The sequence below is a fragment of the Rubrivirga sp. SAORIC476 genome (assembly GCF_002283555.1).
Classification (GTDB): domain Bacteria; phylum Bacteroidota; class Rhodothermia; order Rhodothermales; family Rubricoccaceae; genus Rubrivirga.
Genome location: NZ_MVOI01000003.1, coordinates 1,396,465 through 1,421,028 on the forward strand (window position 1 = coordinate 1,396,465; position 24,564 = coordinate 1,421,028).

Below are 24,564 nucleotides of genomic sequence, written 5' to 3' on the forward strand. Positions count from 1 at the left end.
CCGCTCCGACACGGCGACCGATCGGGGCGGCCCCACGCCCGCCTGAGCCGGGAGATGCCCGGTTAACGTCTTTGTGACAGACGCCCCGCCTCGGACCGCATACTTTGCACCTGATGCACGCCGCCCCGCCCCGCCTCCAGACCGCGACGGACACCGTCGACGTGTCCGTCGTCATCGTGACGTACAACGTGCGGGAGTTCCTGGAGCAGGCGCTCCGGTCGGTCGAGCAGGCGAGCGCGGGGCTGACCGTCGAGACGTTCGTCGTCGACAACGACTCAGCCGACGGCTCGGCGCAGATGGTGCGCGAGCGCTTCCCGGACGTGCGGCTGATCGCCAACGAGGAAAACGTGGGCTTCGCGACGGCCAACAACCAGGCCATCCGCGAGGCGGCGGGGCGCCACGTGCTGGTCCTCAACCCGGACACGATCCTCCAGGAGGACACGCTCCGCACGATGGTCGCCTTCATGGACGACCACCCCGAGGCGGGCGCCGTCGGCTGCCGCATCCTCAACCCGGACGGCACCTTCGCGCCCGAGAGCCGCCGCGCCTTCCCGACGCCCGCGGTCGCCTTCTACCGCATCGCGGGCCTGAGCAAGCTCTTCCCGCAGAGCCCGACGTTCGGCCGCTACAACCTGACGTACCTCCCGCTCGACGAGGTCTGCGAGGTCGACGCGCTCTCGGGCTCGTGCATGATGGTGCGGCGGGACGCCGTCCTGGGTTCGGAGTCCGATGCGTCGGCGCCGGGAACGTCGGCGGGCCTCTTCGACGAAGCCTTCTTCATGTATGGGGAGGACCTCGACTGGTGCTACCGGATCCAGCAGGCGGGCTGGCGGATCTACTACACGCCGGACACCCAGATCGTCCACTACAAGGGAGAGAGCACCAAGAAGGGCGACCTCCGCTACGTGATGCTCTTCTACGGGGCCATGCTCCGATTCGTGGAGAAGCACGTGACGCACCGCGAGGGGGCAGGCGTGGCGGACCGGATCGCGTCGGCCCTGCTGGCCGTGGGGCTCCGGCTCGGAATCGTCAGCCGGGCGGCGCTGGCGGCGCTGGGGCGGGTCGGCCGGGCGGTCTCGGGGCCCGTGGTGGATGGCGCGCTGGCGTGGGCGGCGCTCGCTGCGACGGCCGCGGCATGGAGCCGCGCCGACGGCTTCACGTTCGAGGCGAGCTACTACGCGTTCGTGCTGCCCGCCTACGCCGCCGTGCTGGTGTCGGCCGTCGGCCTGACAGGGGGCTACCGTCGGACGGGGCAGTCGCTCCGGCCGGTGCTGGCCGGCGCCGCGCTGGCCGGCCTCGCCGTGGCCGCCCTCGCCTTCTTCGTGCCGACGCTCGCCTTCAGCCGCGCGGTCGTCGGCCTCGGGCTGGGCGTGGCGGCGGGCCTGCTGCTCGCCCGGCGACTCCGTGGGCGGGCCGCGCGGAGCGCCCCCCGGCGCGCGCTGCTGGTCGGCGCGGGTGGCGAAGCAGAACGGCTCCAGCGCCTCCTCGACGACCACGCCCGCGGCAGCACGGTCGTCGGCTACGTGGCCGAGACCGAGGCGGACGGCACGCTCCCGTGGCTCGGGCGCCCGCGCCAGCTCCGCGACCTCGCCCGCCTTCACGGGGCCAACGACATCGTCTTCGCCTCGGACAGCCTCACCAACACGGCCATCCTCGATGGCATGCGGGCGCTCCGCGACCTCCCGGTCCAGCTCAAGATCCTCGCCTCGGGCCACGACCGAATCATCGGCAAGGCGTCCGTGGAGGACTACGCGGCGCCGCTGCAGGCCGCCGAGCGGACCGTCGCGCCCCTCCGCCCGGCGTGGACGCGCCGCGTGGTCGAGGTGCCCGTCGCGGTGGCGTTCGTGCTGCTCGGCCCCGGCCTTCGGCTGCTGGCGCGGCTCCGCCCCAGCGCGCACCTCACCCGCCTCGGCACGCTGGCAGACCAGATGCCCGCCGTGCTCGCCGGCCGCCTCGCGCTCGTCGGCTACGACACCGACGGCGCACATCCGCCTCCGGCGTGGGGCCTGCTGCCCGGTGCCGTCTCGGTGCTCGACACGCGCGGCCCGCGACCCCGCACCATCGCCGAGGCGCATCGGGCGTACTGGTTCTACGCGCGGCATCAGTCCGCATGGCTGGACCTCGACATCCTGCTCCGCGCCCTCTGGGCCGAGCCGGCCGACGGGCCGACGACCTCGGCCGGAGGCTGACACAGCCCCCGGCCCGGCACCCACCGGAGACTCTGTGACGCGGGGTCGCCGCCTCGACCGAGCGGAGCGCTACCTTTGGGCATGGCTCATCTCCTCGACTTCGAGAAGCCCCTCGCCGACCTCGAGGCCAAGCTCTCCGAGCTGCGCGCCTTCGAGGCCGAGGACGGCTCCGTCGACCTCTCCGCCCAGGTCGCCGCGCTCGAAACCCGCGTCGACACCCTCCGGCAGTCGATCTACCGCGGCCTCACGCGGTGGCAGCGCGTGCAACTCGCGCGCCACCCCGAGCGGCCCTACACGCTCGACTACATCGGCGCCCTCACGTCGGGGTTCACCGAACTCCACGGCGACCGCCTCTTCGCCGACGACCGCGCGCTCGTCGGCGGCCCGTCAACGTTCCGCGGCTCGCGCTACGGCTCCGTCGACCGCGCCGTGATGGTGCTCGGTCACCAGAAGGGACGCGACACCAAGCAGCGCAAGGAGCGCCGCTTCGGGATGCCCAACCCCGAGGGCTACCGCAAGGCCCAGCGGCTGATGGAGATGGCGGCCAAGTTCGGCAAGCCCATCATCACGTTCCTCGACACGCCCGGCGCGTACCCCGGCCTGGAGGCCGAGGAGCGCGGCCAGGCCGAGGCCATTGCCCGCAACCTGCTCGTCATGGCTCGGCTGCCGGTGCCCATCATCATCGTCGTGATCGGCGAGGGGGCGTCGGGCGGCGCGCTCGGCATCGGCGTCGGCGATCGCGTGCTGATGCTGGAGAACGCGTGGTACTCGGTCATCTCGCCGGAGTCCTGCTCGTCCATCCTGTGGCGCTCCTGGGACCACAAGGAGGACGCGGCGCGGGCGCTCAAGTTGACCGCGCCCGACCTCATCCAGCACGCCGTCATCGACGAGATCGTGTCCGAGCCCGTCGGCGGCGCCCACCGCGATCCGGCGGCGACGTTCGACGCGACCGGCCGCGCCATCGCGACCCACCTCGACCACCTGCTCGGCCTCGACACCGACGCGCTCCTCGACGGACGCCTCGCCAAGTTCGACGCGATGGGCTCGTTCGAGGAACGCTAGCGCCGTCCGCCTCGGCCCCGAGGCGGCGTGCGTCGCGCCTCACCGCTGCCCGCCCATGCTGAGCTACGTCCACCGCCACCGCGTCCGGTACCGCGAGTGCGACCCGATGGGGGTCGTCTACCATGCCCACGTGGTCGACTGGTTCGAGGCGGCACGGACGGAGGCGCTCCGCGAGGCCGGGCTGCCGTACCGCGAGTTGGAAGAGAGCGGCGTCATCATGCCGGTCGTGGACCTGTCCGTGAAGTACCACGCGAGCGTGTTCTACGACGACCTCGTCGAGGTGGAGGCGTCGTTTCCGAGCGTCGGCGTGCGGCTGCCGATCGACTACGCGGTGCGCCGGGTCGGTGAGGAGAAGGTGCTCATCTCGGGTCGCGTGACGCTCTGCTTCGTCGATCGGGAGCGGGGGCGGCCAGTGGCGCCGCCGGACCGCGTGCGGGCTGTCTTCGAACGGGAATGAGCAAGGCGCTCTGGCGGAAACTCGGCTACCGTCGCGGGATGGTCGCGTGCCTCGACGAGGCGCCCGAGCACTACCGCGCGCTGCTCCGCGGCCTGCCCCAGGATGTCCGCCTCGACGGGACGCTGGACGACCGCCCGAAGCTGATCCACCACTTCACGACCGAGGCGGAGGGCCTGCGCGCCCGGCTGGCCGTGTTCAAGGACGTGATCCCGAAGACCGGCGCCATCTGGATCTCGTGGCCGAAGAAGGCCTCCGGTGTGCCGACCGACATGTCCGGCGACGCCGTCCGCGCCGCCGCCCTGCCGCTCGGGCTGGTGGACGTCAAGGTCTGCCGCATCGACCAGACCTGGACGGCGTTGAAGCTGGTGATCCGGAAGGAGGACCGCTAGCGGGCTCCTTTGGGAGATCCTGATGCGCGCGTCGCGGGGAACCGAACGCGCCGCCCCTGCGAAGTCGAGGAAACCGCCCCCGTCGCCGTGTCCCTCTCCCGCCGTCAGTTCGTCGCCCGGAGCGCCGCCGCCACCGCCGCGCTGCCCTTCCTCACCCCCCTCGCCTCGGCGAGCCCGCTAGCCACCCCGCCGAGGTGGGCCGCCCCGGCTTCCGGGCGGGCGGAGTTCACCGACATCCGCCGCGGCGTGGGCGCGTTCACGGACCGTGGCGGGACCATCGGGTACCTGAAGAGCGACGCCGCGCTGGTGGCCGTCGACACCCAGTTCCCGGAGTCGGCGCAGATCTTCCTCGACGGGCTCCGCGAGGGCAGTGACCGACGGCTGGACGTGCTCGTCAACACGCACCACCACGGCGACCACACGGCGGGCAACGCGGTGCTGGCGCCCGTCGCCGACCTGCACGTGGCCCACGAGGCCGTGCCCGGCCTGCAGCGCGCCCGCGCCGTCGGCAGCGACGGCTACGCTACCCAGCGCTACGCCGACGAGACGTTTCGCGAGTCGTGGCGGGCCGACCTCGGCGACGAGGTCCTCGCGCTCCACTACTTCGGCCCCGCGCATACCTGCGGCGACGCCGTGGTCCACTTCGAGCGCGCCGACGTGGTCCACATGGGCGACCTCGTGTTCAACCGCCGCCAGCCGTTCATCGACCGGGCCGGTGGCGCCTCGGTCGAGGCCTGGGGCACGCTCCTCGAAACCGTCCACAGCCGGTTCTCCGACGAAACCGCGTTCGTGTTCGGCCACGCGGGCGACGGCTTCCCGGTCATCGGCACGCGTGCCGACCTGCTGACGATGCGCGACTTCCTCGCCGCCGCTCGCCGCGCCATCGTGCCCCGCGCGGCCGATGGCGCCACCGCGGTCGACATCGAGGGGCTTCTCATTCCGGGCTTCGAGGACTGGGGCGAGACGCCCGCGCGCGTCGCCGAGCCCATCATCGCCGAGTTCGCCGGCGGCTGAGGCCCCCGGCCGCACCGTCGCGCCGTAGCATGCTACGGCGCTCCCCCGATGCCGCCTCGTCTCCTCCCCGCATGCTGCCTCTCCCCGACGCCGTCGCCGCCGACCTCTCCGACCTGATCACCCGCGCCCTCGCCGAGGACCTCGGCACCGGCGACGTGACCACCGAGGCGACCATCCCCGAGGGCACCCGCGCGACGGCGCGCTTCCTGCTCAAGGAGGACGGCGTCGTGGCCGGGCTGGCCGTCGCCGAGCGCGTGTTCGAGGCGGTCGACCCCGCGCTTCAGGTGACGTGGACGGCGGCCGACGGCGACCGGCTCACGGCCGGGACCGTGTTTGGGACCGTCGTCGGGCGAGCCCGGTCGATCCTGGTGGCCGAGCGGCTGGCGCTCAACCTGATGCAGCGCATGGGCGGCGTGGCGACGGCCGCAGCGCGAATGGCGGAGAAAGCCGCTCCGGCGACCGTGCTCGACACCCGCAAGACGGTGCCCGGCCTGCGGATGCTCGACAAGTGGGCCGTCGCGCTGGGCGGCGCCCAGAACCACCGCGTCGGGCTCTACGACATGGTGCTGGTGAAGGACAACCACATCGCCGCGGCGGGCGGCATCCGGCAGGCCATCGAGGCGGTCGGGCGCCACACCGAGGCGGCCGGCCTCGACGTGCCCGTGGAGGTGGAGGCGCGCACGCTCGACGAGGTCGACGCCGTGCTCGCGGCCGTCCGCGACGGCGCCCGGGTGGACCGCGTGCTGCTCGACAACATGGCTCGACGCACGCCCGACGGCCTGGACGTGTCGGTGCTGGAGGAGGCCGTGCGCCGCGTCGGCAACGCGATCCAGACCGAGGCGTCCGGCAACGTCACGCTCGACACCGTCGGGCGGATCGGCGCGACCGGCGTGGACTTCATCTCGTCCGGCGCGCTGACGCACTCCGTGACGGCGCTCGACGTGTCGCTGAAGATCGGCCTGGAGCCGTGCTGACGGCTCCGGCACGTGAGGCCGTAGACTGCATCATGCGCGTGTCTCTGCTCGGCCTCCTTCTCGCCGTCGCCCTCGGGGCGTCCGCCCAGGGCATCCCTGGGGAGGCAGCGACCCGGGCGAGCGACGTACCGGACCTCGCGTGGACTTGGAGCCCCGAGCCGCGCTGGCTGGACGGCGTCGCCGACGCCAACCAGCGGTGGTTCTTCGGCGGGCTCGGCTTCGGGGAGCCGTTCGTCCACACGACCGTCGCCGACCGCGACATCCCGCCAGTCGTGGTCGTGTTCGACCGCTCGCTGGAGACGCTCGCGCGCGTCTTCGACTACCGGGCCGGGCTGGCGGACCGCGGCACCGGCCGCTTCTTCGGCGCGGCCTACGACGTGTCCGACCCGGACGCGCCGCGCCGCCTCAACGTCGGCTTCCTGGAGGACCGCAACGCGGGGCGACCCAACGGACGCTGGGAGCCCGACGTCTCGCCCACCGGCGGGCACGAGTACTTGCTGATCTTCGCCAGCGACTACGACGGCACCGGCGAGACGTACGCGGGCCAGACGGGCTACCGCCTCGACACCTACTACGGGCTCGCGGCGCGCGTCCGTGACGGGCATGCGCTTTACGAGGCCCCGGCCGAGATGCGGCTGACGCCTGCGCCCCTCCGCGACGTGGTGGTGGCGGCCATCGCCAACGGCGTCGCCGAAGTCGACTGGACAGCGGCGGCCTACACGGGCGCCACCGAGGTCCGCGTCGTCGCCGACGGCGCCGTGATCGGGACCGCGGCGCCCGCGGCAGGCACGCTCCGGCTCACGGGCCTCGACCCGACCCGCGAGGTCAACCTAGCCGTCCAGCTCTGGACGCCCGACGGCCAGATCGGCGAGCGGACGGTGTCGGTCCGCGCGAAGACCTCCTCGGGCGTGGCGGGCGCCTCGCACCTCGACCCTGGCCGCGCCGGGCCCGGCTCCTACGGCGACACGTGGGGCTACACTGCGCCCGACGGCACCGAGTATGCCCTGCTGGCGGTCCGCGAGGCCGGGCTCTCGGTTATCGACATCACCGGGGCGCCGGCCGCGCCACCCGTCGAGGTCGGCTTCCTGGCCGCGCCGCCCGGCACGCTGGACGCCAAGGACGTGAAGGTGTACGGGCACCACGCGTACGTCGTCAACGAGAGCGGGCCGATCCAGATCGTCGACCTGTCAGACCCGGCGGTGCCGGCGCAGGTGGGGCTCCTGGATGTCCAGCCCGGCGTGAGCGGCGGCGGGGCGCACAACGTGCTCGTGGCCGAGGGCCACCTCTGGGTCACCGGAGGGCGCACGACGGGAAACGCGGGTGTCCGCGTCTACTCCCTCGCCGACCCCGCCCGGCCCGTCCTCACCGACACCTTCGAGCCGACGCACCAGGCGGTCGCGTATTACCACGACTTCGAGGTCCGTGACGGCATCGGCTACGGCGCGGCGATCTACGCCAGCGGTGGCGTGGACGTGCTCGACGTGTCGGATCCGTCCGACCTCCGCCTGCTCGCCACGTTCACGTACCCCGGCGCGGGCGCCCACAACACCTGCACCACGGAAGACGGCGCGACAGTCTATGTGAGCGACGAGATCGGGTCGAGCGGCAACTGGATCCGCATCTTCGACGTGGCTGACCTCGGCAACCCGGAGTTGGTGGGCGCGGTGATCGTGGACCCGGAGGCGGTGGTCCACAACTGCTACGTCCGCGGCGACCGGCTCTACGTGGCCCATTACACCGAGGGCCTCCGTGTGTTCGACATCTCGGACCCGCACGCGCCCGTCGAGACGGCCTACCTGGACACGTACCTCGACACGGGCTACGGCTTCCGGGGCGCGTGGACGGCGTACCCGTACTTCGCCTCGGGCAAGGTGATCGTGTCCGATCTCCAGTCTGGCCTCTGGGTGGTCACGCTGACCGACGACCCGGTCGATGCCGAGCCGCTGCCCGCACCGGTGGTCGGCCTGCGCGCGTGGCCCAACCCGACCGCGGGCGCGGCGACGCTGGCCTACACCCTCGACGCCCCGGCCGAGGCCGAGGTGGTCGTGGCAGACCTGCTCGGCCGCGAGGTCGCCCGCCTCGGAGGGAGCGAGGAGGCGGGGACGCACCGCCTCCGCGTCGAGACGCGCGCGCTGCCCGCCGGCGTCTACGTCGCCCGGCTCATCGTCGATGGGCGCCTCCACGCCTCGACCGTGCTGACCGTCGCACGGTGACGAGAGCGGGCAGGACGCCCGGCCCTTACACGTGGCGGACCTTGCGCCGCGGCGGCGCCTGGCGGCTCGGCAACGTCGCCGGATTCACGATCTCGTAGCGCACGCGGTGGGTGCCGCGCTGACGCATCCGCAGGCGGTCCGCCGCGCCGCCCGAGAGGTCCAGCTGGCGGCCCCGGATGAACGGCCCGCGGTCGTTGACGCGCACCAGCACGCGGCGGCCGTTGTGGACGGAGGTCACCCGGAGGAGCGTCCCGAACGGGAGCGAGCGGTGGGCCACGGTCAGCGCGCTGTGGTTGTAGCGCTCGCCGTTGGCGGTCCGGTTGCCGTGCAGGGAGGCAGCGTAGTAGCTCGCCACGCCCGACTGGGCGGCCCGGCGGCTCTCGGCGCGGCGGCCGCCCGGAGCGATGGGGCCCGACTGGGCAAGGGCGGGGAGCGAGAGGGCCGCGAGGGCCAGAATCAAAAGCGGTCGCGTCACACAGAAGGTGGCGGGTGATACAGCGCGGACGGGCCCCAGAGGCGGGCGCCGTGAGGTCTGAGGGCCGAGGATAGGGCGCCCCCCCGCGTGCCTCGACGCACCAAGCCCTGTATCGCGGAGTCTTGGACGCCCCTTGACCAGGCCTCCGGCGGACCGCCACCGGGCCTCCACAAAGGCAACCGACTGTCATGCACAGTGGACACGGGGCGCCTTCTATCTTCCCGTCCCCCTCTCCCCCGCGCCGGTGGCCTCGCTCGTCCTCATCGTCGTCCTCAGCTACCTCCTCGGGGCCATCCCCTTCAGCCTCGTCGTCGGGCGGATGATGGGTGTGGACCTTCGCCAGCACGGCAGCGGCAACGCCGGGGCGACGAACGCGCTCCGCGTGCTCGGCAAGGGCCCCGGCCTGCTCGTGTTCGCGCTCGACTTCGGCAAGGGCCTCGCGGCGGTCGCCCTGATCTCGCAACTGCGTGTGGGCGACGAGTCGCTGGTCGGGCTGCTCGGCTCGCGGCCCGAGCTCGCCCAGGCGTGGGCGGCGACGCTGGCGGGCACCGCGGCGATGGTGGGCCACGTCGTGACGCTGTGGGGCCGCCTCTTCTTCGGCTCGTGGAAGGGCGGCAAGGGCGTCGCGACGGGCGCTGGGATGCTGACCGGCCTCGCGCCGATCGCCGTCGGGCTGGCGCTCCTGGTGTTCATCGCCACGCTGGCGGCGACGCGCTACGTCTCGCTGGGCTCGATCCTGGCGGCGATCTCGCTGCCGCTGTCGCTGGTCGTGTTGCAGGTCGCCTTCGGCGCGTCCGCTCCGCCGCCGGTCTGGATCTTCGCGACCGTCGTCCCAGCCTTCATCGTGTGGACGCACCGCGCCAACGTCAAGCGCCTGATGAACGGCACCGAGACGCGGATCGGGGCGAAGGCGACCTGACCCGCCTCGGCGCGGCGGCCAGAGACGGCACGCCGGCAGAGGCGCGCTCGTAGAGGACGGCGCCTGGCACCGGGAAGAACCCGCCCTCGCACCCGGTACATACCGCCTGGGGACGACGATGTGACTCCTCCGCGCCGAGTGGCGCCGCGTAGCCTGAGGCCCGTCACCTGCCCGGACCGCATCGCCCATCGCTACGCTCACCCTCCCCGCGTTCCGATGCCCCTGCGTCTCGTCCTCCCCGTTCTGGCGATCCTCGCCGTCCCTGCCCTCGCCCAACCCACCGCCGGCCTCAGGCCCTACGTCGCCTTCAGTTCGGCCACGCCAGAGCAGACGCTCTTCCGCTACGACGCCTCCCCGCTGCTGACGGCGGGCGTCCGCCTCGGGGGCGGCGTGGCCGTCGAGGCAGGCGTGGCGTCCCGGCGCACAACCCAGTTGTTCGGCTCCTCGTCTCGGATGCCCGCAGAGCCTGGGGGCACCAAGGGGGAGATGACGAGCACGCGCCGTGCGCTCACGCTGGGCGCCAGCCTGCGCCAGTCGGCCGGGGCGGTCGAGGCCCGCACGCGGGGCACCGTGGCGCTGGGGCGCGCCTCCTTCGAGCGGCATACCGAGCGGGTCTACACCGAGGACGGCTACGTCGAGGTGGACCAGGTCGAGCGCTCGGCGGCGACGCTCGGGCATGCCGGGGCCAGCGTCGCGCTGGCCGTCCCCATCGAGCGCGAGGGCGGGCGGATGGCGCCCGGCGTCGGCCTCGCGGTCGCCGTGGACCGTCGGCTCGCGGGGTCGCCGGTGAGCGACGTGACCTCGTGGGGCGTCTTCCTCACCACCCCCACCACGGTCGCCATCGGCTCGCTGGCCCTGACGCTCGACACGTCGGCCGGCGTCTACCGGACCGACTTCTTCCGCGCGGGGCAGCCGTGGACGTTCGCCCTCGACGCCGCCGTCCGCGTGGACTTCTAGGCGACGGCTCCGTCGCCAGGATCGTTCGTCTCTTCGATTGGACGAGAACAGGACCTCTCAGGACGTGATCTGCAATCCGGTATCGTCGTGCGCATACGAACCCAGAAAAGGTGCCGTTGAGGACCCTTCTCACGTTCTCCTTCTGCCCATGCGGTTCGTCCTCTCCGCCCTCCTCCTCGTCCTCGCCCTCCCTGCCACTGCGCAGTCTCAGTTCTCCGAGGAGGAAGGCGCCTTCCTCACCTTCGAGGAGTTCACCCTCCAACGAGCCGGGAGCGACGGATGGAACGGAGGCGGAGAGGTCGGGGTCGGCTGGCGGTTCGGCAACGGCGCGGATGTGGCGCTGACCGGCAGCTACAGCGCGCTCGGCCTGGGCAGCGACCAGCGTGATGGCAGTTCCTGGTCGCTCGGCCTCGCGAGCGGCTACACGTTGCGCCCAGCGCCGCGAACGGTCGCCCGCGTGCAGGGCCTGGTCGCCTACAGGAGCCAGGGCGCCACCTTCCAGGAAACGCAGCAGCAGCCGTTCGTCGACTACGACGGGGCAGCGGTCGGCCTCGACCTCTCCGCGACGGTCGGCTACGATGTGCCCGTGGCCGGGTCGTTCAGCGTCCGCCCGACGGTGGGCGTCTTCGGACAGGCCAACCAACTCCTGAGCATCGAGAGTTCGGGCGTCCAGGGGTCTCTCCGTGAGGCTGGAGACTGGCGCACCAACCTGGGGCTCCAGGTCGAGGCGCCGGTCACGTTCCGTCTGTTCGGCACCGACGCCGCGATCGTCCCCGCGTACCGCTCCTCGAGGGTCGGCAACTGGCCGGTCTCGGGAGGCACGCTCGGCTTCCGCATCAACTTCTGACCACCTCCGCCTCCGCCTCGGCGCCGAGGCGGCGTCAGCCCGCCGCCCGCTTCGCCATCGGCACGACCACCTCGGCGACGGTCGCGGCCAGCCTGCGCTGGCCCTCCGCCGTCGGGTGGACGCCGTCTCCCTGGTTGAGGCGCTCGACGCCCGCGACGCCCTCCAGCAGGAACGGGATGAAGGCCGCGTCGTGGGCCTCGGCGACGGCGGGGAAGACGGCGCGGAAGCGCGACACATAGTCGCCTCCCATGTTGGGGAGGGCCTCCATGCCTGCGACCACGAGCCGCGCGTCGGGCGCGGCCTCCTCGACCGCGTCGAGGATCGCCGACAGGTTGTCCTGCGTCGCCGCCGGGTCGGTGCCGCGGAGGCCGTCGTTGGCGCCGAGAGCGAGCACGAACACGTCGGGCGGGGACTGTCGGAGGGTCCACGCGATGCGCCCCAGCCCACCCGCCGAGGTGTCGCCCGAGATGCCTGCGTTGACGACGCGCACCGGTACGCCGGCCTCCTCGAGCTCGGCGCCGACCAGCGCCGGGTACGCCAGCTTGGGGTCGCTCAGGCCGTAGCCCGCCGTCAGGCTGTCTCCGAAGAAGAGGATGGTGACCGCGGAGGAGTCCGCGTCGGCGAGGGGCACGTCGGGCGTGGTGGCGGACTCGGGCGTGGCCGTCGCGCTGGGCGGAGCCGCCTCGGTGGGATCGGGGCCGGGGTCGGGCTGGACCTCCTGGCAGCCGGCGAGGAGGAGAACGACGGAGAAGAGAACGGCGCGCATGGGCTCGAGCGGGAACGGGCGGCACACCGGAAACGCGAGCGGGCGGTTCCGGCGTGCCGCGGTCTCCGCGAACCCTTCCGGGGCGTCCCGGTTCGAGCCCGCCCCCTTCCCCCCGTGCCTGTGGACGGCCCCGTTCTCTCCGCCCGCGACCTCTCCAAGACGTTCACCAACGCCGGCCGCTCGCTGACCGTCCTCGACGGCGTCTCGTTCGACGTGCCCGCCGGCTCCACGTGCGCCATCGTCGGCCCGTCGGGCAGCGGCAAGACGACGCTGCTCGGCCTGTGCGCCGGGCTCGACCGGCCGACGCGCGGCACGGTCCGCCTCGCAGGCGTCGACCTCGGCCCGCTCGACGAGGACGAGCGGGCGGCCCTGCGCGCGGCGTCGGTCGGGTTTGTGTTCCAGAGCTTCCGCCTCCTGCCCACGCTGACGGCGGCCGAGAACGTCGCCATCCCCCTCGAACTGCGCGGAGAGAGCGGCGCGCGGGCGACGGCGCTGGAGTTGCTGGAGCGGGTCGGGCTGGCGGACCGATCGGGACACTACCCGGCCCAGCTCTCCGGTGGCGAGCAGCAGCGCGTCGCGCTGGCCCGTGCCTTCGCGGGCCGCCCCCGCCTCCTCTTCGCCGACGAGCCGACGGGCAATCTGGATGCCGAGACGGGCGCCCGCGTCGAGGCGCTCCTGTTCGACCTCAACCGCGAGGCGGGCACGGCGCTCGTGGTGGTGACGCACGACCCCGAACTGGCCGCGCGCTGCGAGCGGACGATCTCGTTCCGCGCCGGGCAGGTCGTGGAGGACACCGGGACGCCCGTCATCGCCGGTTAGCTTGGCGGCCGTCCCGCCGATACCTCTCCCATGGCCGACGGCTCAGAGAAAACGCTCTTCCAGAAGATCGCCGACGGCGACCTCCCCGCCGACCTCGTCTACGAGGACGACCGCGCGGTCGCCTTCCGCGACATCGCGCCCCAGGCGCCGACGCACGTCCTCGTCGTCCCGCGCAAGCCGATCCCCCGCGCCGACGCCATCGAGGAGGCCGACGAGGCGCTCGTCGGGCACCTCTTCACGGTCGCCCGACGGGTCGCCGAGGCGGAGGGCCTGACGGATTACCGGCTGGTCGTCAACAACGGCGAGGGCGCGGGGCAGACGGTCTTCCACCTCCACGTCCACCTCCTCGGCGGGCGCGGCCTGCAGTGGCCTCCGGGATAGGCATCTGGCCGCAGGACCGAGGAATCAGGTGGTTTCTCAACCCTGACTCCCGATTCCGGACCCCTCATTCCTCATCCCATGATTCAAGTCCAGGACGTCCGCGTCGCCATCGACGGCGTCGAGATCCTCCACGGCGTCTCGTTCGAGATCGCGGCGGGGTCGGTGGCGGGGTACGTCGGCCCGAACGGAGCGGGCAAGACGACGACCATGCGCCTGCTCACCGGGGCCCTCCCGCCCGACGCGGGGCGCGTGACCGTCGGCGGGGTGGACGTGGTGGCGGATCCTGTGGAGGCGAAGCGGCGGTTCGGCTACGTCCCCGAGCATGGGCACGTCTACGAGAGCTTCACCCCGAACGAGTACCTGACGTTCATCGGCCGGATGCACCGGCTGCCGGAGGACACCATCCGCACGCGCGCAGGAGCCCACCTCGCCTTCTGGGAACTCACCGACGCGGCAGACCGCTCGATGACGGGCTTCTCGAAGGGCATGAAGCAGAAGGTGCTCCTCTCGGCGGCGCTCCTCCACGACCCGCCGGTGCTGCTGCTCGACGAGCCGCTCGGCGGCCTCGACGCGCACGCGGTCCTCCAGACGCGCGCGCTCCTCCGCACGCTGGCCGCACGCGGGCGCACCATCTTCTACTCATCGCACCTGCTGGACGCGGTCGAGAAGGTGGCCGATCTCGTGGTCGTCATCCGCGACGGCACCATCCTGCAGACGGGCTCGCCGGAGGAGATCACGGCGTCCGGCGGCGGCGGCTCGCTGGAGGACGCCTTCGGCAAGCTGACGGCCGCGGCCGATGCCTACGACGAGTCCGAGAAACTGGTCGCCGCGGCGTTCGGGTAGTCCGCCTCGGGGCCGAGGCGGGCGGGGCCGAGGCGGGCGGGGCCGAGGCGGGCGGAGCCGAGACGGGAGCGAGGCGTAGACCTCGCCTCCTCTCCTCTGTCTCATGCGCGGACTCCCTCGCCAGATCGCCGTCGTCCTGGCCGTTCTGGTCAACCTGATCCTCAACGGCCTCGCTGGCGCGGGCCTCCTGTTCGGCGTCGAGACCGGCGCCGTCTCGAACGCCGCGCCGACGCCGATCACGCCGCCCGGCTGGGCGTTCTCGATCTGGTCGGTCATCTTCGCAGGCGTGCTGGTGACGGCCGTGTGGCAGGCGCTCCCCGCGCAACGGGACGCCCGGTACGACCGGTTCGCGCTGCCCTTCGTCGTCGCCAACCTGCTCAACGGGTTCTGGCAGATCCCGTGGCTGACGGGCCGTTTCGGGATCGCGGCCGTCGTCATCATCGGCATCCTGGTGGCGCTCGTCGTGACCTACCTGCGCCTGGACCGGATGGACCTGCGCGGCGCCGAGCGCTGGGCCCTCGGCGTGCCGACGGCCCTGTGGATGGCCTGGCTCTCCGTCGCGACGCCCCTCAACCTGACCATCCTGCTCATCGACCTCGGCTGGACCTCGGACGCGGTGCTGTGGCCCGTGCTCGTGATCGCGGCGGTCACGGCCGTCGGCGCATGGCTACTGACGCGGACGGCGGACCTGGCGGCGGCGCTCGTGCTGCTGTGGGCGTTCGCGGCCATCGCCACGCAGTCGAGCGGCCTCCTGCTGGGTACGATGATCGCCGCTGGCGTCGTCGTGCTGGGCGCGCTGTTCGTCGGATCCCGCCGCCACTCGCTGTGGCCCACCGCCCATGCCTGACTACACCCCCATCGCCTGCGCCTTCCACGACCGCCTGGAAAGCTGGGCCGTCCGCCGGGCGACCGTCGAGGTCGTCTGGCGAGACGCCGAGGCGGAGCACGCCGCGACGACGCAGATCGCCGACGTGTACGCGCGCGGCGGCGCCGACTGGGTCCGCCTCGGGACCGGCGCCGAGGTGCGCGCCGACCAGTTGGTGTCGGTCGGCGGGGTGGCCGTGGCCCGCACCTGCTGAGGCCGCCACGTCAGACCCTGGCGCGTCCTGGCCCCCAGGCTTGCGATTGGGTCCCTGAACCTGTAGGCTACACAGTCCATCGATCCCGCCGCTCACACGGCTTCGAATGCCCGTCGTCACCGCGATCGTCGCTCTGCTGGTCTCCGTCGCGAGCTTCGTGTTCGCGGTGCTGGTCTACGCGGACAACCGGCGGCTGGAGCGCGAGAAGCACCGCGCGGTGGCGCTCTCGGCAACCCACACGGCGTCGCTGCTGCTCCAGGAGGCCATGGACGTGGTCCGCCAGGCGGACGCGCTCTTCGAGTCCGCCGGGATCGTGCTCGACGAGGACGCCGCCCGACGCTACGCCGACTACCGACAGTCGGTCGAGGACGACCACACCGCCGTCATGAAGGCCATGTCGGACGTGGCCTACGGCAACCTTGCCGTGATCGAGTTCCGCGCGCTGGCCGCCAACTCGACCCTCGTCGTCCTCCGGACGATTGACAACCGGAAGACGCTGCTGAGCATCCTGACCTCGCTCCGCGCCTCGGTCGTGGCCTCGACCAGCGACGGCGGCAGCACGTCCACCCCGCCGGAGTGGAGCGCCCCGCGCGTGGGACGCGGGCGAACGAAACGGTAACCGGCTCGGCCGGAGGGCTGGGCCGGCCCTCAGTCTCCCCGCCTCGGGGACGCGGAGGTCGACCGTCAGAGGGCTTGCGCGGCCGTCCCGGTGTACGATGCCGCGATCATCTCCCGCAGCACCTCCTCGTCGACGGCGTCCAGCCGGGTGACGTAGACGCAGCCCACGCCCGCGCGGTGGGGACCGAGCCGAGACAGCATCTCGGCGCGGGCGTCCGCGTCGCAGCCCATCAGGTAGAGCGACGTATGGCGCTTCTGCGGCGAGAAGCCGACGCGCATCCAGTCGCCCTCGCGCCCCGACGCATACGTGTAGTGGTAGCGCCCGTAGCCGACGATCTTCTCCCCCCACAGCTCCGGCACCTCGCCGGTGACCTCAGCCATGATCGTGGCGAGGCGGAGGGCGTCGTCGCGGCGGCGCGCCGGCTCGACGGCGGCGAGGAAGTCGGGGACGGACGCGTCGGTGGGCTGGGTCAGGTTCTCGGCCATGAGCACGGGGACGATGGGGACCAGAGGCTACGGCAGGGGCGCGACACGTCCGTGGCACCCCGCCGGACGGGCCGCGTTCACGGCCCATGCCTTTTCTCCTCTACGGCGCCACCGGCTACACGGGCCGCCTGATCGCCGACCTCGCCGTCGCGCGCGGCCTCCGCCCCACCCTCGCGGGCCGCAGCGCCGACACGCTCGCCGCCGTGGCCCACTCCACCGGCCTCGACCATGTCGCCGTCGGCCTCGACGACCCGGCCGCGCTCGACCGCGCCCTCGCGGATCACCCTCTCGTGCTCCACGCCGCGGGTCCATTCTCTCGCACGTCCGCTCCGATGATCGAGGCCTGCCTTCGCACCCGCACCCACTACCTCGACGTGACCGGCGAGATCGCGGTGTTCGAGGCGCTCGCGGCGCGCGACGCCGAGGCGCAGGAGGCGGGCATCACGGTCCTCCCCGGCACCGGCTTCGACGTGGTGCCGACGGACTGCCTCGCGCTCCACCTCAAGACCCGACTGCCGACGGCGACGACGCTGAAGCTGGCCATCCGCGCGCTGTCGTCGGCCTCACACGGGACGGCCCAGACGGCGGTCGAGAACCTCGGCGCGGGGGGCGCGATGCGGCGCGACGGACGCATCGTATCGGTCCCGGCGGCGCACGACACCGTCGAGGCCACGTTCGCAGACGGAAAGACGCGGCCGTGCGTCGCCATCCCCTGGGGCGACGTGAGCACGGCGTTTCACTCGACCGGCATCCCGACCATCACGACGTACGCGGCCTTCCCGGCGTCGACCGTCCGCGTGATGAAGGCGAGCCGTGTCCTCGGCCCGGTGCTTCAGTCCTCCCCGGTGCAGTCTCTGCTGAGGGCGCTCGTGGCGAGGACGGTCACCGGTCCCACCGAGGCCGACCGCCAGCGCGGCGCCTCGCATGTCTGGGGCGAGGCCACCGACGACGCCGGTCGCCAGGCCGTCGCCACCTGGGCCGGGCCGGAGGGCTACGCCTTCACAGCCGACGCGGCGCTCCGCTCGGCGCTCGCGGTCCTCGACGGCCGCACCGAGGCGGGATTCCAGACGCCGTCGTCGGCCTTCGGGGCCGACTTTGCCCTGGAGATGGACGGCACTCGCCGCGAGGACGGGTAGCACGGGCCCCTCCGGTGCGTTTCCCGAGGCGGGCCGAGCGGCGCCGCAGGGGGAGGTAGGTTCGGGCGTCCCCCCTCGTGCCCGTGTCCTCCCTGTCTCTCCGTCGTCTCGCGCTGTGTCTCATCGCCGGGTTGGCCTGTCTTCCGGCGGCCTCCCAGGTGCTCGATGGCCCGGCCGCGCGCATCGTCCACGACGGCCGGTTCGAGGACTGGGCCGCCATCGCGCCCGTCGCCACCGACCCGGACGATCAACCGGCGGGCGCGGTCGACCTGCAGGCCCTCGCAATCACGAACGACGAGCAGTTCCTGCGCCTCCGGATCGCGTTCGCCGACGTGGTGCAGCTCCAGGAGAACAACGACCTCGTCCTCCACATCGACACCGACGCGGACGCGACGACCGGCCAGCCGGTCTCCGGCATCGGGGCCGACCTCTCCTTCGCCTTCGGGTCGCGCTCGGGCACGGTGGTGGTAGACGGGAGCAGCATCGCGGTGCGGCACGCCCCGCTCCGCCTCTCCTGGGCGCCGACGTTCTCGGCGCCGGAGTTCGAGGTCGAGATCGCCCTCGACGCGGTGGTCGGCGGCGCGCCGGTCTTCCCCGGCGACCAGATTCTGGTGGCCCTGGCGACGAGCACCGGCGAGCGGCTTCCCCAGGCGGAGCCGGGCGCGGCGTACACCATCGACCGGGCGACCGCGCTCCCGGCCTACGATGGGCCCACGCTCGACCGATCCCCCGAGAGCGTCCGCCTGATGAGCTACAACGTGCTCCGCGACAACATCTTCGCGGGCGCCGCGCGGGAGGCGTTCTTCCGCCTCGTCCGCGCCATCGGGCCCGACGTGGTCGCGTTCCAGGAGATCTACGATCACTCGGGGGCCGAGGCCGCGGCCCTCGTCGCGGAGGCGCTGGGTGGCACGTGGTACAGCGGCGACGCGGGGTCGGACAACCTCCTGGTCAGCCGCTGGCCCGTGACGCTGGAGCGCGACCTCGGCGGCAACAGCGCGTTCGTAGTCCAGACGCCGGCGGAGTGGAACCACGACCTGCTGCTCGTCAACGCCCACACGCCGTGCTGCAACAACGAGGACGGGCGCCTCGACGAGACGGACCGCTACATGCAGTTCGTCCGCCAAGTCAAGGAGGGGAGCATCCCCGGCATCGCCCCCGACACGCCGTTCGCCATTGTCGGCGACCTCAACATGGTGGGCACCGACCGCCCGCTGCGGACGATGCTGACCGGCGACCTCGTCGACAACGCGCGCTACGGTCCGGACTTCGCGCCCGACCTCGACGGCACCGACCTCACCGACGCGCTCCCGCTCCACCTCGGCGCGCCCGCGGCCTTCACGTGGTACGACGCGGGAAGCAGCTTCCCGGCCGGGCGGCTGGACTTCATCGTGTACACCGACAACGCGCTGGCGATGGGCAACGCGTTCGTCCTGTTCACCCCGCACCTGTCGGACGAGGCGCTGGAGGCGGCCGGGCTCCTGGCCACCGACACGGGAACGGCCTCCGACCACCTCCCGGTCGTGGCGGACTTCGTCTCGATCCGCTACCAGGCGGCCACGCCGGAGGCCCCGCAGCAGGTCACGGTCCGCGTGGCCCCCAACCCGTTCTCTGCCCGGGCCGTCGTCTCGATCCACCAGCCGCGACCGGGCCCCGTGACCGTCGAGGTGTACGACGTGCTCGGACGCCGCGTCGCGGTCCCCTTCGACGGGCGCCTCGCAGCCGGTTCGCAGCAGGTGCCGCTCGACGCGTCCGCGCTGGCGCCCGGCGTCTACCTGTACCGCGTCACGACCGCCGACGGCGTCGCGGGCGGCACGCTGGTACGTCGGTAGCTTCTGGGCTCACCAGACCCCGCGCGCATGGGCCGCATGTTCGAGAAGCGCAAGCACACGATGTTTGCGCGGTATGACCGGATGGCGAAGCAGTTCACCCGCATCGGGAAGGACATCGTCATCGCGGTCAAGGCCGGAGGGCCGGACCCCGACCTCAACCCGCAGCTCCGGCGGGCGATGCAGAACGCCAAGGGCGTCAACATGCCCAAGGAGAAAGTCGAGGGCGCCATCAAGCGGGCCCTCGGCAAGGACACCGCCAGCTACGACGAGGTCCTGTACGAGGGCTATGGCCCCCACGGCGTCCCCCTGCTGGTCGACGCCGCGACCGACAACGTCAACCGGACGGTCGCCAATCTGCGGGCCATCCTCTCGCGTGGCGGCGGCAACCTCGGCACGACCGGCTCGGTCGCGTTCCAGTTCACCAAGATGGGCGCCTTCACGCTCGATCCAGCGTCCGTCGGCGACCGCGACGAGCTGGAGCTGGAGCTGATCGACGAGGGGCTCGAAGAGCTGGACGAGACGACCACCGAAGACGGCCGCGAGGCGCTCCTCGTCCGGTGCGCGTTCTCGGACTTCGGGACGATGCAGAAGGCGCTCGAAGAGCGCGGCATCGAACCCATCGCCTCGGAGATCGACTACGTCCCCACGACCACCACCGAACTGCCGGACGAGGAGGCGGACGCGGTCCTGGAGCTCGTCGCCAAGATCGAGGCCGACGAGGACGTCCAGCGGGTCTTCCACAACCTGGCGTAGGCGGTGCCCGAAGTCTGGCTTCGCGGCCCCGTCGACGGCGTCCCGGCGCTGCTCCAGCCGGTCGCCCACGCGCTGCTCCAGGCGCGCGAGGACGTGACCGCGCTCGTCGCCGGCCTCCCGGCGGCCCGCCTCTGGGACCGCCCCGGCGGCGCAGCGTCGGCGGGCTTCCACCTCCAGCACCTCGCGGGCGTGCTCGACCGGATGCTGACCTACGCCCGCGGCGAGCCGCTCTCCGACGCCCAGTTCGCCGCGCTCCGCGCCGAGGGCGTCCCCGACGACACGCTCTCCCCTGCCTCGCTGCTGGCCGCCTTCTCCGACCGCATCGACGCCGCGCTCGCCCAGCTCCGCGCCACCGACCCCGCGACGCTCGCCGAGGCCCGCCCGGTCGGGCGGAAGGCGCTGCCGTCCACCGTCATCGGGACGCTCGTGCACGCCGCCGAGCACACCCAGCGGCACGTCGGGCAGTTGCTCGTGACCGTCCGCGTGGTGTCCGGCTGACCCTGCCTCGGGACCGAGGCAGGCAGGGTCACCGCCGCGTGAACCGCCGGTAGCCCCGACCCAGGACCCGCCAGTAGCGGACCGGCATGAGCCGCTGGAGCCACGTCCCGGCCCGCGCCCCACTCGCCACGATCAGCCGGGGCTGCCGCCGCGCGACCGCTCCCGCGATGGCCTCGCCGACGGTCTCCGCAGGCGTCGTCAGGAACACGCGCTCGAAGCGAAGTGCCTGCTTCGAGGCGGCCTCCGGGTCCACCGCGCCCGCCGCCACCCGGGCGTTGCGCGAGATCGCCGTCGCCACCCCGCCCGGATGGATGACGGTCACGCCGACGCCCGTCCCCTCCAACTCATGCCGCAGCGACTCGCTGAAGCCGCGCACGGCAAACTTGGATGCCGCGTACGCGGTCTGCTCCGCCGGGGCGATGATGCCGAACAGGCTCGACACGTTCGCGACCTGCCCGCCGCTCGCCGTCAGCGCCGGCAGGAACGCCTTCGTCAGGCCGATCAGACCGAACACGTTGATCTCGAAGAGCCATCGGATCTCGTCCATCGACAGCTCCTCGAAACGCCCCGCCAGCGCCACGCCCGCCGCGTTCACGAGGACCGTCACCCGCCCGTGTTCGGCGAGGACCGCCTCCGGCAGTGCAGCGACCGCCTCGGCGTCGGCCACGTCGAGGACGTGCTCGGTGACCGAGACGCCCAGGGCGCGAGCGTCGGCGGCGGTGTCCGCCAGCCCGTCCGCGTCCCGGTCCACCAGTGCCAGGGCGGCGCCGCGGCGCGCGAACGCCAGCGCCGTCGCCCGGCCGATGCCGGACGCCGCGCCCGTGACGACGACCACGCCGCCGCTGAGGTCGAGCGCGCTCATGCCTCCTGCACCAGTCGCCGCCACCGCCGCGCGACCGCCACCGTCGCCCGCTCGGCCGACCGGCTCACGGCGGTCAGGTGGATGAACCCGTGCGGTTGGTCTGCCTGCCGGTAGAGGTCGGCGCGCGTGCCCGCCTCGGCGAGCGCGTGGGCGTACGCCTCCCCTTCGTCGCGGAGCACGTCGAACCCGGCCGTGACCACCAGCGCGGGCGCGAGCCCGTCGAGCGTTCCGTAGATCGGCGAGAGCCGCGGGTCGCGTCCGTCTACGTCGGCGCCCGACGTGTAGACGCCGAAGAACGCCTGGCGGACGGCGTCGGGCAGCAGGTAGCCATCGAACAGGTCGCGCGACGCTCGGTGCGTCGGATGGTCGGTCGCCGGGTAGAGCAGCAACTGCCCGACCGGCGGGCGCTCGTCGCGCGTCTGCTGGGCCACGACCGCCGCGAGCGCCCCTCCCGCGCTGTCGCCTCCCACCCCGACCCGACCCGCGTCCATGCCGAGGCGGGCGGCGTTGGCCTGCGCCCAGCGGAACGCCGCCACACAGTCGTCGACGGGCGCGGGGAACGGGTGCTCAGGGGCGAGCCGGTACGCAACGCTCAGGACCGCGTGCCCGGCCTGGCGACACAGGATGCGGCATGGGCCGTCGTGCGTGTCGAGGTCGCCCTGGACGTAGCCGCCGCCGTGGAAGAACACCGTCAACGGCGGCCGCTCGACGCCCTCGGGCAGGTAGAGGCGCGCGTCGAGCGGCCCCTCGGCTCCGTCGACGGTCAGGTCGCGGACGCTGGCGACCGTCGCCGACGCACTCCCGATGGCGAGCGTGTCGCGTCGGTACTGCGCCCGCGCCCGCTCGGGGTCTGTGCGCACGATGACGGCGCCGTCGGGGCGCGGGTTGAGTTCGAGGACGGCGTGGACGGCCGGGTCCAGGCGCTGCCCGTCCACCTCCGGCGGCGCGCTCTGTGCGGCGGCCACCTGGACCGCCTCCGGCAGCGCGCCGAGCACGCGGGCCCCGACGCCGCGGACGCGGTCCACCGGCGTCGGCTCGGCGGGCGGCGACGCCGGTGCGGAGGGAAGGCGTCCTAGCGCGCGAGCGCCGCCGACGTCGGGGCCGAGCGGACGGAAGCGGTAGTCGTCCGGGTCGAACGGCGCGACGCGCTTCTGGAAGGCGGGCACCGAGCCCGGCCAGATCGCCGCGTTGCGCCCCGTCGCGTCCAGGTACCAGGACGCGCAGCCGCTCGTCCAGACCGTCCCCTCGCCCACCGCGTCCACCTCCCGCACCCATGCCGCCTGCGCCGTCCGCGTCGGCTCGACGGCCGCCAGCCGCCGCTCCCGCATCACGCGGACCGCGTTCACGACGTGGTCGATCTGCGCCTCGGCCATCAGCACCACCGACGAGTGCCCCAGGCCAGTGTTCGGCCCCTGGATCAGGAAGAGGTTGGGGAAGCCCGCCACGGTCGTGCCGAGATGGGCGACCGGGCTCTCGCCCCACGCGTCCGACAGCCGCTGCCCGGCACGCCCCGCGATACGCGTCCCGAACGGCATCTCGGTCGCGTAGAAGCCCGTCGCGAACACCAACACGTCCGTCGGCCGCGCGACGCCGTCCGCCCCGACCGTCTCGTGGGGACGGACCTCGACCAGCGCGCCATCCACGACAGTCACGTTGGGCTGCATGAGCGCCGGGTAGTACGCGTCCGAAAGGAGGACCCGTTTGCAGCCGATCCGGTAGTCCGGCGTCAGCACGCGGCGCAGCGCGGGGTCCGGGACCTGCCGCTTCAGGTGCGGGCGCGCGAGGAGTCGCTCCGCGGCCCGCCCGATCCACGCGTGGCGAAAGGCGAGCCCGTTCGTCTCGTGGTACTGAAAGAGCGTCTGCCGCAGCTTCCGCTGCACGGCCGGCTGCTCGCGGAAGCGCCGCCGCGTGGCCTCCTTGATGGGCGCGTCGCGACGCGGGATCACCCACGGCGCCGTCCGCTGGTACACCGTCAGCGCGCCCGCCACCTTCTGAAGCTCCGGCACCACCTGGATCGCCGACGCCCCGGTCCCGACCACCGCGACGGCCTTCCCGTCCAGGTCCACCGTGTCGTCCCAGCGCGCGGTGTGCATCACCTCGCCCGCGAACGTGTCCAGGCCGGGGATGGCGGGCAGGCGCGGCTCGGCGAGGGCGCCCGGCGCCGCCACCAGCACGTCCGCCGTCACGTCGCCGCCCGTCGTCGCGATGCGCCAGCGCGCCGCCGTCTCGTCCCACGCCGCCTCGGTGACCTCGTGGCCGAACCGGATGCGCGGCGTCACGCCGAACCGCCCGGCCACCTCCTCGAGGTACGCCCGGATCTCGGGCTGGCGCGCGTAGCGGAAGGACCAGTCGGGGTTCGGCGCGAACGAGAACGCGTAGAGGTGCGCCTGCACGTCGCACGCGGCGCCCGGGTACGTGTTGTCGCGCCAGACGCCGCCGACAGAGTCCGCCCGCTCGAACAGGACCACGTCGTCCACGCCGTCCTCCAGCAGCTTCACCGCCGCCCCGATCCCCCCGAAGCCGGTGCCGACGATAGCGACGTGGTGGTGCGGGACGGCAGGCATGGACGAGCGGGGAGACAGGGCCGCCGTCAACCCGCCGCCGCCGCCGAGGGTCCGCCGACTCGTCCACCCAGACGTGGCGGCCCGCTCCTCGATCCTCCGTAGGGGCACACCGGCGGTGTGCCCCTACCGGCGAGATGACGCTCGCCTGACTCCGCAGTCCCGTCCACCTCGGCCCCGAGGCGGACCGCCCCCCAATTGTGAAGGCAATCCGACGCGGCATCGGAGACCTCCGAGACGGCATCAGAACCTTCCGAGACGGCATCAGAACCTTCCGACACGGCACTAGAACCCTCCGAAACGGCATCCGAGCCCTCCGATCTGGCCAAAGAGGTCTCAGACTTGACCCAGGAAGCCTCCGACCCGGCCCCAGACGAGTCGGACGTGACTCAAGAACCCTCCGACCCGGTTCCAGACCCCTCCGACCGCCTTCCAGC

Annotated in this window: 25 protein-coding genes; 20 read left to right on the forward strand and 5 right to left on the reverse strand. The window is 72.9% G+C overall.

The genetic code is table 11. From position 1 onward, the window contains the following. Nucleotides 1-113 precede the first annotated feature (113 nt). From B1759_RS07650 to B1759_RS07680, 7 genes are all read left to right on the forward strand, one after another. A complete protein-coding gene (locus tag B1759_RS07650; RefSeq protein WP_095514421.1) occupies nt 114-2,189 on the forward strand; it encodes a glycosyltransferase family 2 protein in 2,076 nt (691 codons plus the stop codon). Nucleotides 2,190-2,270: 81 nt separating this feature from the next. Beyond that, nucleotides 2,271-3,251: an acetyl-CoA carboxylase carboxyltransferase subunit alpha gene (locus B1759_RS07655; RefSeq protein ID WP_095514422.1), complete on the forward strand. Its 981-nt coding sequence runs from the start codon at nt 2,271-2,273 to the stop codon at nt 3,249-3,251. Between the two features lie 55 nt (nt 3,252-3,306). Beyond that, a complete protein-coding gene (locus B1759_RS07660) occupies nt 3,307-3,708 on the forward strand; it encodes a thioesterase family protein (RefSeq protein WP_095514423.1) in 402 nt (133 codons plus the stop codon). Beyond that, nucleotides 3,705-4,097 (forward strand): DUF3052 family protein, encoded by a 393-nt coding sequence (locus B1759_RS07665; RefSeq protein WP_095514424.1) that lies wholly within the window; start codon nt 3,705-3,707, stop codon nt 4,095-4,097. The genes B1759_RS07660 and B1759_RS07665 overlap by 4 nt, the downstream gene beginning before the upstream one ends. 87 nt (nt 4,098-4,184) lie before the next feature. Further along, entirely contained in the window at nt 4,185-5,111 is a 927-nt protein-coding gene (locus tag B1759_RS07670; RefSeq protein ID WP_095514425.1) for an MBL fold metallo-hydrolase, read from the forward strand. 71 nt (nt 5,112-5,182) lie between these two features. Further along, nucleotides 5,183-6,085: a carboxylating nicotinate-nucleotide diphosphorylase gene (nadC, locus tag B1759_RS07675; RefSeq protein ID WP_095514426.1), complete on the forward strand. Its 903-nt coding sequence runs from the start codon at nt 5,183-5,185 to the stop codon at nt 6,083-6,085. 32 nt (nt 6,086-6,117) lie between these two features. Next, the gene (locus B1759_RS07680) at nt 6,118-8,298 is read left to right on the forward strand and encodes a choice-of-anchor B family protein (protein ID WP_095514427.1); all 2,181 of its coding nucleotides are present in this window, start codon (nt 6,118-6,120) and stop codon (nt 8,296-8,298) included. Between the two features lie 25 nt (nt 8,299-8,323). Here B1759_RS07680 and B1759_RS07685 read toward each other — a convergent pair whose 3' ends face one another. Continuing rightward, nucleotides 8,324-8,773: a septal ring lytic transglycosylase RlpA family protein gene (locus tag B1759_RS07685; protein ID WP_198948785.1), complete on the reverse strand. Its 450-nt coding sequence runs from the start codon at nt 8,771-8,773 to the stop codon at nt 8,324-8,326. A 244-nt stretch (nt 8,774-9,017) separates the two neighbouring features. Here B1759_RS07685 and plsY point away from each other — a divergent pair, with 244 nt between their 5' ends. The 3 genes from plsY to B1759_RS07700 all read left to right on the forward strand — a co-directional run bounded on the left by plsY (nt 9,018) and on the right by B1759_RS07700 (nt 11,496). Next, on the forward strand, nt 9,018-9,692 hold the full coding sequence (gene plsY / locus B1759_RS07690; RefSeq protein WP_095514429.1) for a glycerol-3-phosphate 1-O-acyltransferase PlsY: 675 nt from the start codon (nt 9,018-9,020) through the stop codon (nt 9,690-9,692). Between the two features lie 216 nt (nt 9,693-9,908). Next, on the forward strand, nt 9,909-10,649 hold the full coding sequence (locus B1759_RS07695) for a hypothetical protein (protein ID WP_095514430.1): 741 nt from the start codon (nt 9,909-9,911) through the stop codon (nt 10,647-10,649). A gap of 148 nt (nt 10,650-10,797) precedes the next feature. Continuing rightward, a complete protein-coding gene (locus B1759_RS07700; protein ID WP_095514431.1) occupies nt 10,798-11,496 on the forward strand; it encodes an autotransporter domain-containing protein in 699 nt (232 codons plus the stop codon). 34 nt (nt 11,497-11,530) lie between these two features. Here B1759_RS07700 and B1759_RS07705 read toward each other — a convergent pair whose 3' ends face one another. Beyond that, nucleotides 11,531-12,262, reverse strand: a complete 732-nt coding sequence (locus B1759_RS07705; protein ID WP_095514432.1) for an arylesterase — start codon at nt 12,260-12,262, stop codon at nt 11,531-11,533. 120 nt (nt 12,263-12,382) lie between these two features. Between B1759_RS07705 and B1759_RS07710 the strand changes: the two genes are divergently transcribed. The 6 genes from B1759_RS07710 (at nt 12,383) to B1759_RS07735 (ending at nt 16,003) form a co-directional block, all read left to right on the forward strand. Then, nucleotides 12,383-13,081 carry an ABC transporter ATP-binding protein gene (locus tag B1759_RS07710; RefSeq protein ID WP_095514433.1) on the forward strand — a complete coding sequence of 233 codons (699 nt, stop codon included), beginning with the start codon at nt 12,383-12,385 and terminating at the stop codon, nt 13,079-13,081. A gap of 30 nt (nt 13,082-13,111) precedes the next feature. Further along, complete coding sequence (locus B1759_RS07715; protein ID WP_095514434.1) at nt 13,112-13,462, forward strand: histidine triad nucleotide-binding protein; 351 nt, start codon at nt 13,112-13,114, stop codon at nt 13,460-13,462. A gap of 78 nt (nt 13,463-13,540) precedes the next feature. Then, complete coding sequence (locus B1759_RS07720) at nt 13,541-14,305, forward strand: ABC transporter ATP-binding protein (protein ID WP_095514435.1); 765 nt, start codon at nt 13,541-13,543, stop codon at nt 14,303-14,305. A gap of 103 nt (nt 14,306-14,408) precedes the next feature. Continuing rightward, nucleotides 14,409-15,152, forward strand: a complete 744-nt coding sequence (locus tag B1759_RS07725; protein WP_095514436.1) for a tryptophan-rich sensory protein — start codon at nt 14,409-14,411, stop codon at nt 15,150-15,152. Beyond that, the gene (locus B1759_RS07730; RefSeq protein ID WP_095514437.1) at nt 15,145-15,384 is read left to right on the forward strand and encodes a hypothetical protein; all 240 of its coding nucleotides are present in this window, start codon (nt 15,145-15,147) and stop codon (nt 15,382-15,384) included. The genes B1759_RS07725 and B1759_RS07730 overlap by 8 nt, the downstream gene beginning before the upstream one ends. A gap of 106 nt (nt 15,385-15,490) precedes the next feature. Beyond that, nucleotides 15,491-16,003, forward strand: coding sequence for a hypothetical protein (locus B1759_RS07735; RefSeq protein ID WP_095514438.1), 513 nt, complete (start codon nt 15,491-15,493; stop codon nt 16,001-16,003). A 65-nt stretch (nt 16,004-16,068) separates the two neighbouring features. Here the strand turns inward: B1759_RS07735 and B1759_RS07740 are convergent, their stop codons facing one another. Next, on the reverse strand, nt 16,069-16,488 hold the full coding sequence (locus B1759_RS07740) for a DUF1801 domain-containing protein (protein WP_095514439.1): 420 nt from the start codon (nt 16,486-16,488) through the stop codon (nt 16,069-16,071). Between the two features lie 86 nt (nt 16,489-16,574). On the opposite strand from B1759_RS07740, the gene B1759_RS07745 reads away from it, so the two are divergent. From B1759_RS07745 to B1759_RS07760, 4 genes are all read left to right on the forward strand, one after another. Further along, the gene (locus B1759_RS07745) at nt 16,575-17,624 is read left to right on the forward strand and encodes a trans-acting enoyl reductase family protein (protein ID WP_095514440.1); all 1,050 of its coding nucleotides are present in this window, start codon (nt 16,575-16,577) and stop codon (nt 17,622-17,624) included. A gap of 83 nt (nt 17,625-17,707) precedes the next feature. Continuing rightward, nucleotides 17,708-19,453: an endonuclease/exonuclease/phosphatase family protein gene (locus B1759_RS07750; protein WP_095514441.1), complete on the forward strand. Its 1,746-nt coding sequence runs from the start codon at nt 17,708-17,710 to the stop codon at nt 19,451-19,453. Between the two features lie 27 nt (nt 19,454-19,480). Beyond that, entirely contained in the window at nt 19,481-20,206 is a 726-nt protein-coding gene (locus B1759_RS07755) for a YebC/PmpR family DNA-binding transcriptional regulator (RefSeq protein ID WP_095514442.1), read from the forward strand. A gap of 3 nt (nt 20,207-20,209) precedes the next feature. Beyond that, nucleotides 20,210-20,704 carry a DinB family protein gene (locus B1759_RS07760; protein WP_095514443.1) on the forward strand — a complete coding sequence of 165 codons (495 nt, stop codon included), beginning with the start codon at nt 20,210-20,212 and terminating at the stop codon, nt 20,702-20,704. A gap of 28 nt (nt 20,705-20,732) precedes the next feature. Here the strand turns inward: B1759_RS07760 and B1759_RS07765 are convergent, their stop codons facing one another. After that, nucleotides 20,733-21,566 (reverse strand): SDR family oxidoreductase, encoded by an 834-nt coding sequence (locus tag B1759_RS07765; RefSeq protein ID WP_095514444.1) that lies wholly within the window; start codon nt 21,564-21,566, stop codon nt 20,733-20,735. Further along, nucleotides 21,563-24,130 (reverse strand): alpha/beta hydrolase fold domain-containing protein, encoded by a 2,568-nt coding sequence (locus B1759_RS20450; RefSeq protein WP_095514445.1) that lies wholly within the window; start codon nt 24,128-24,130, stop codon nt 21,563-21,565. Before B1759_RS20450 ends, B1759_RS07765 begins: the two co-directional genes overlap by 4 nt. Nucleotides 24,131-24,564 lie beyond the last annotated feature (434 nt).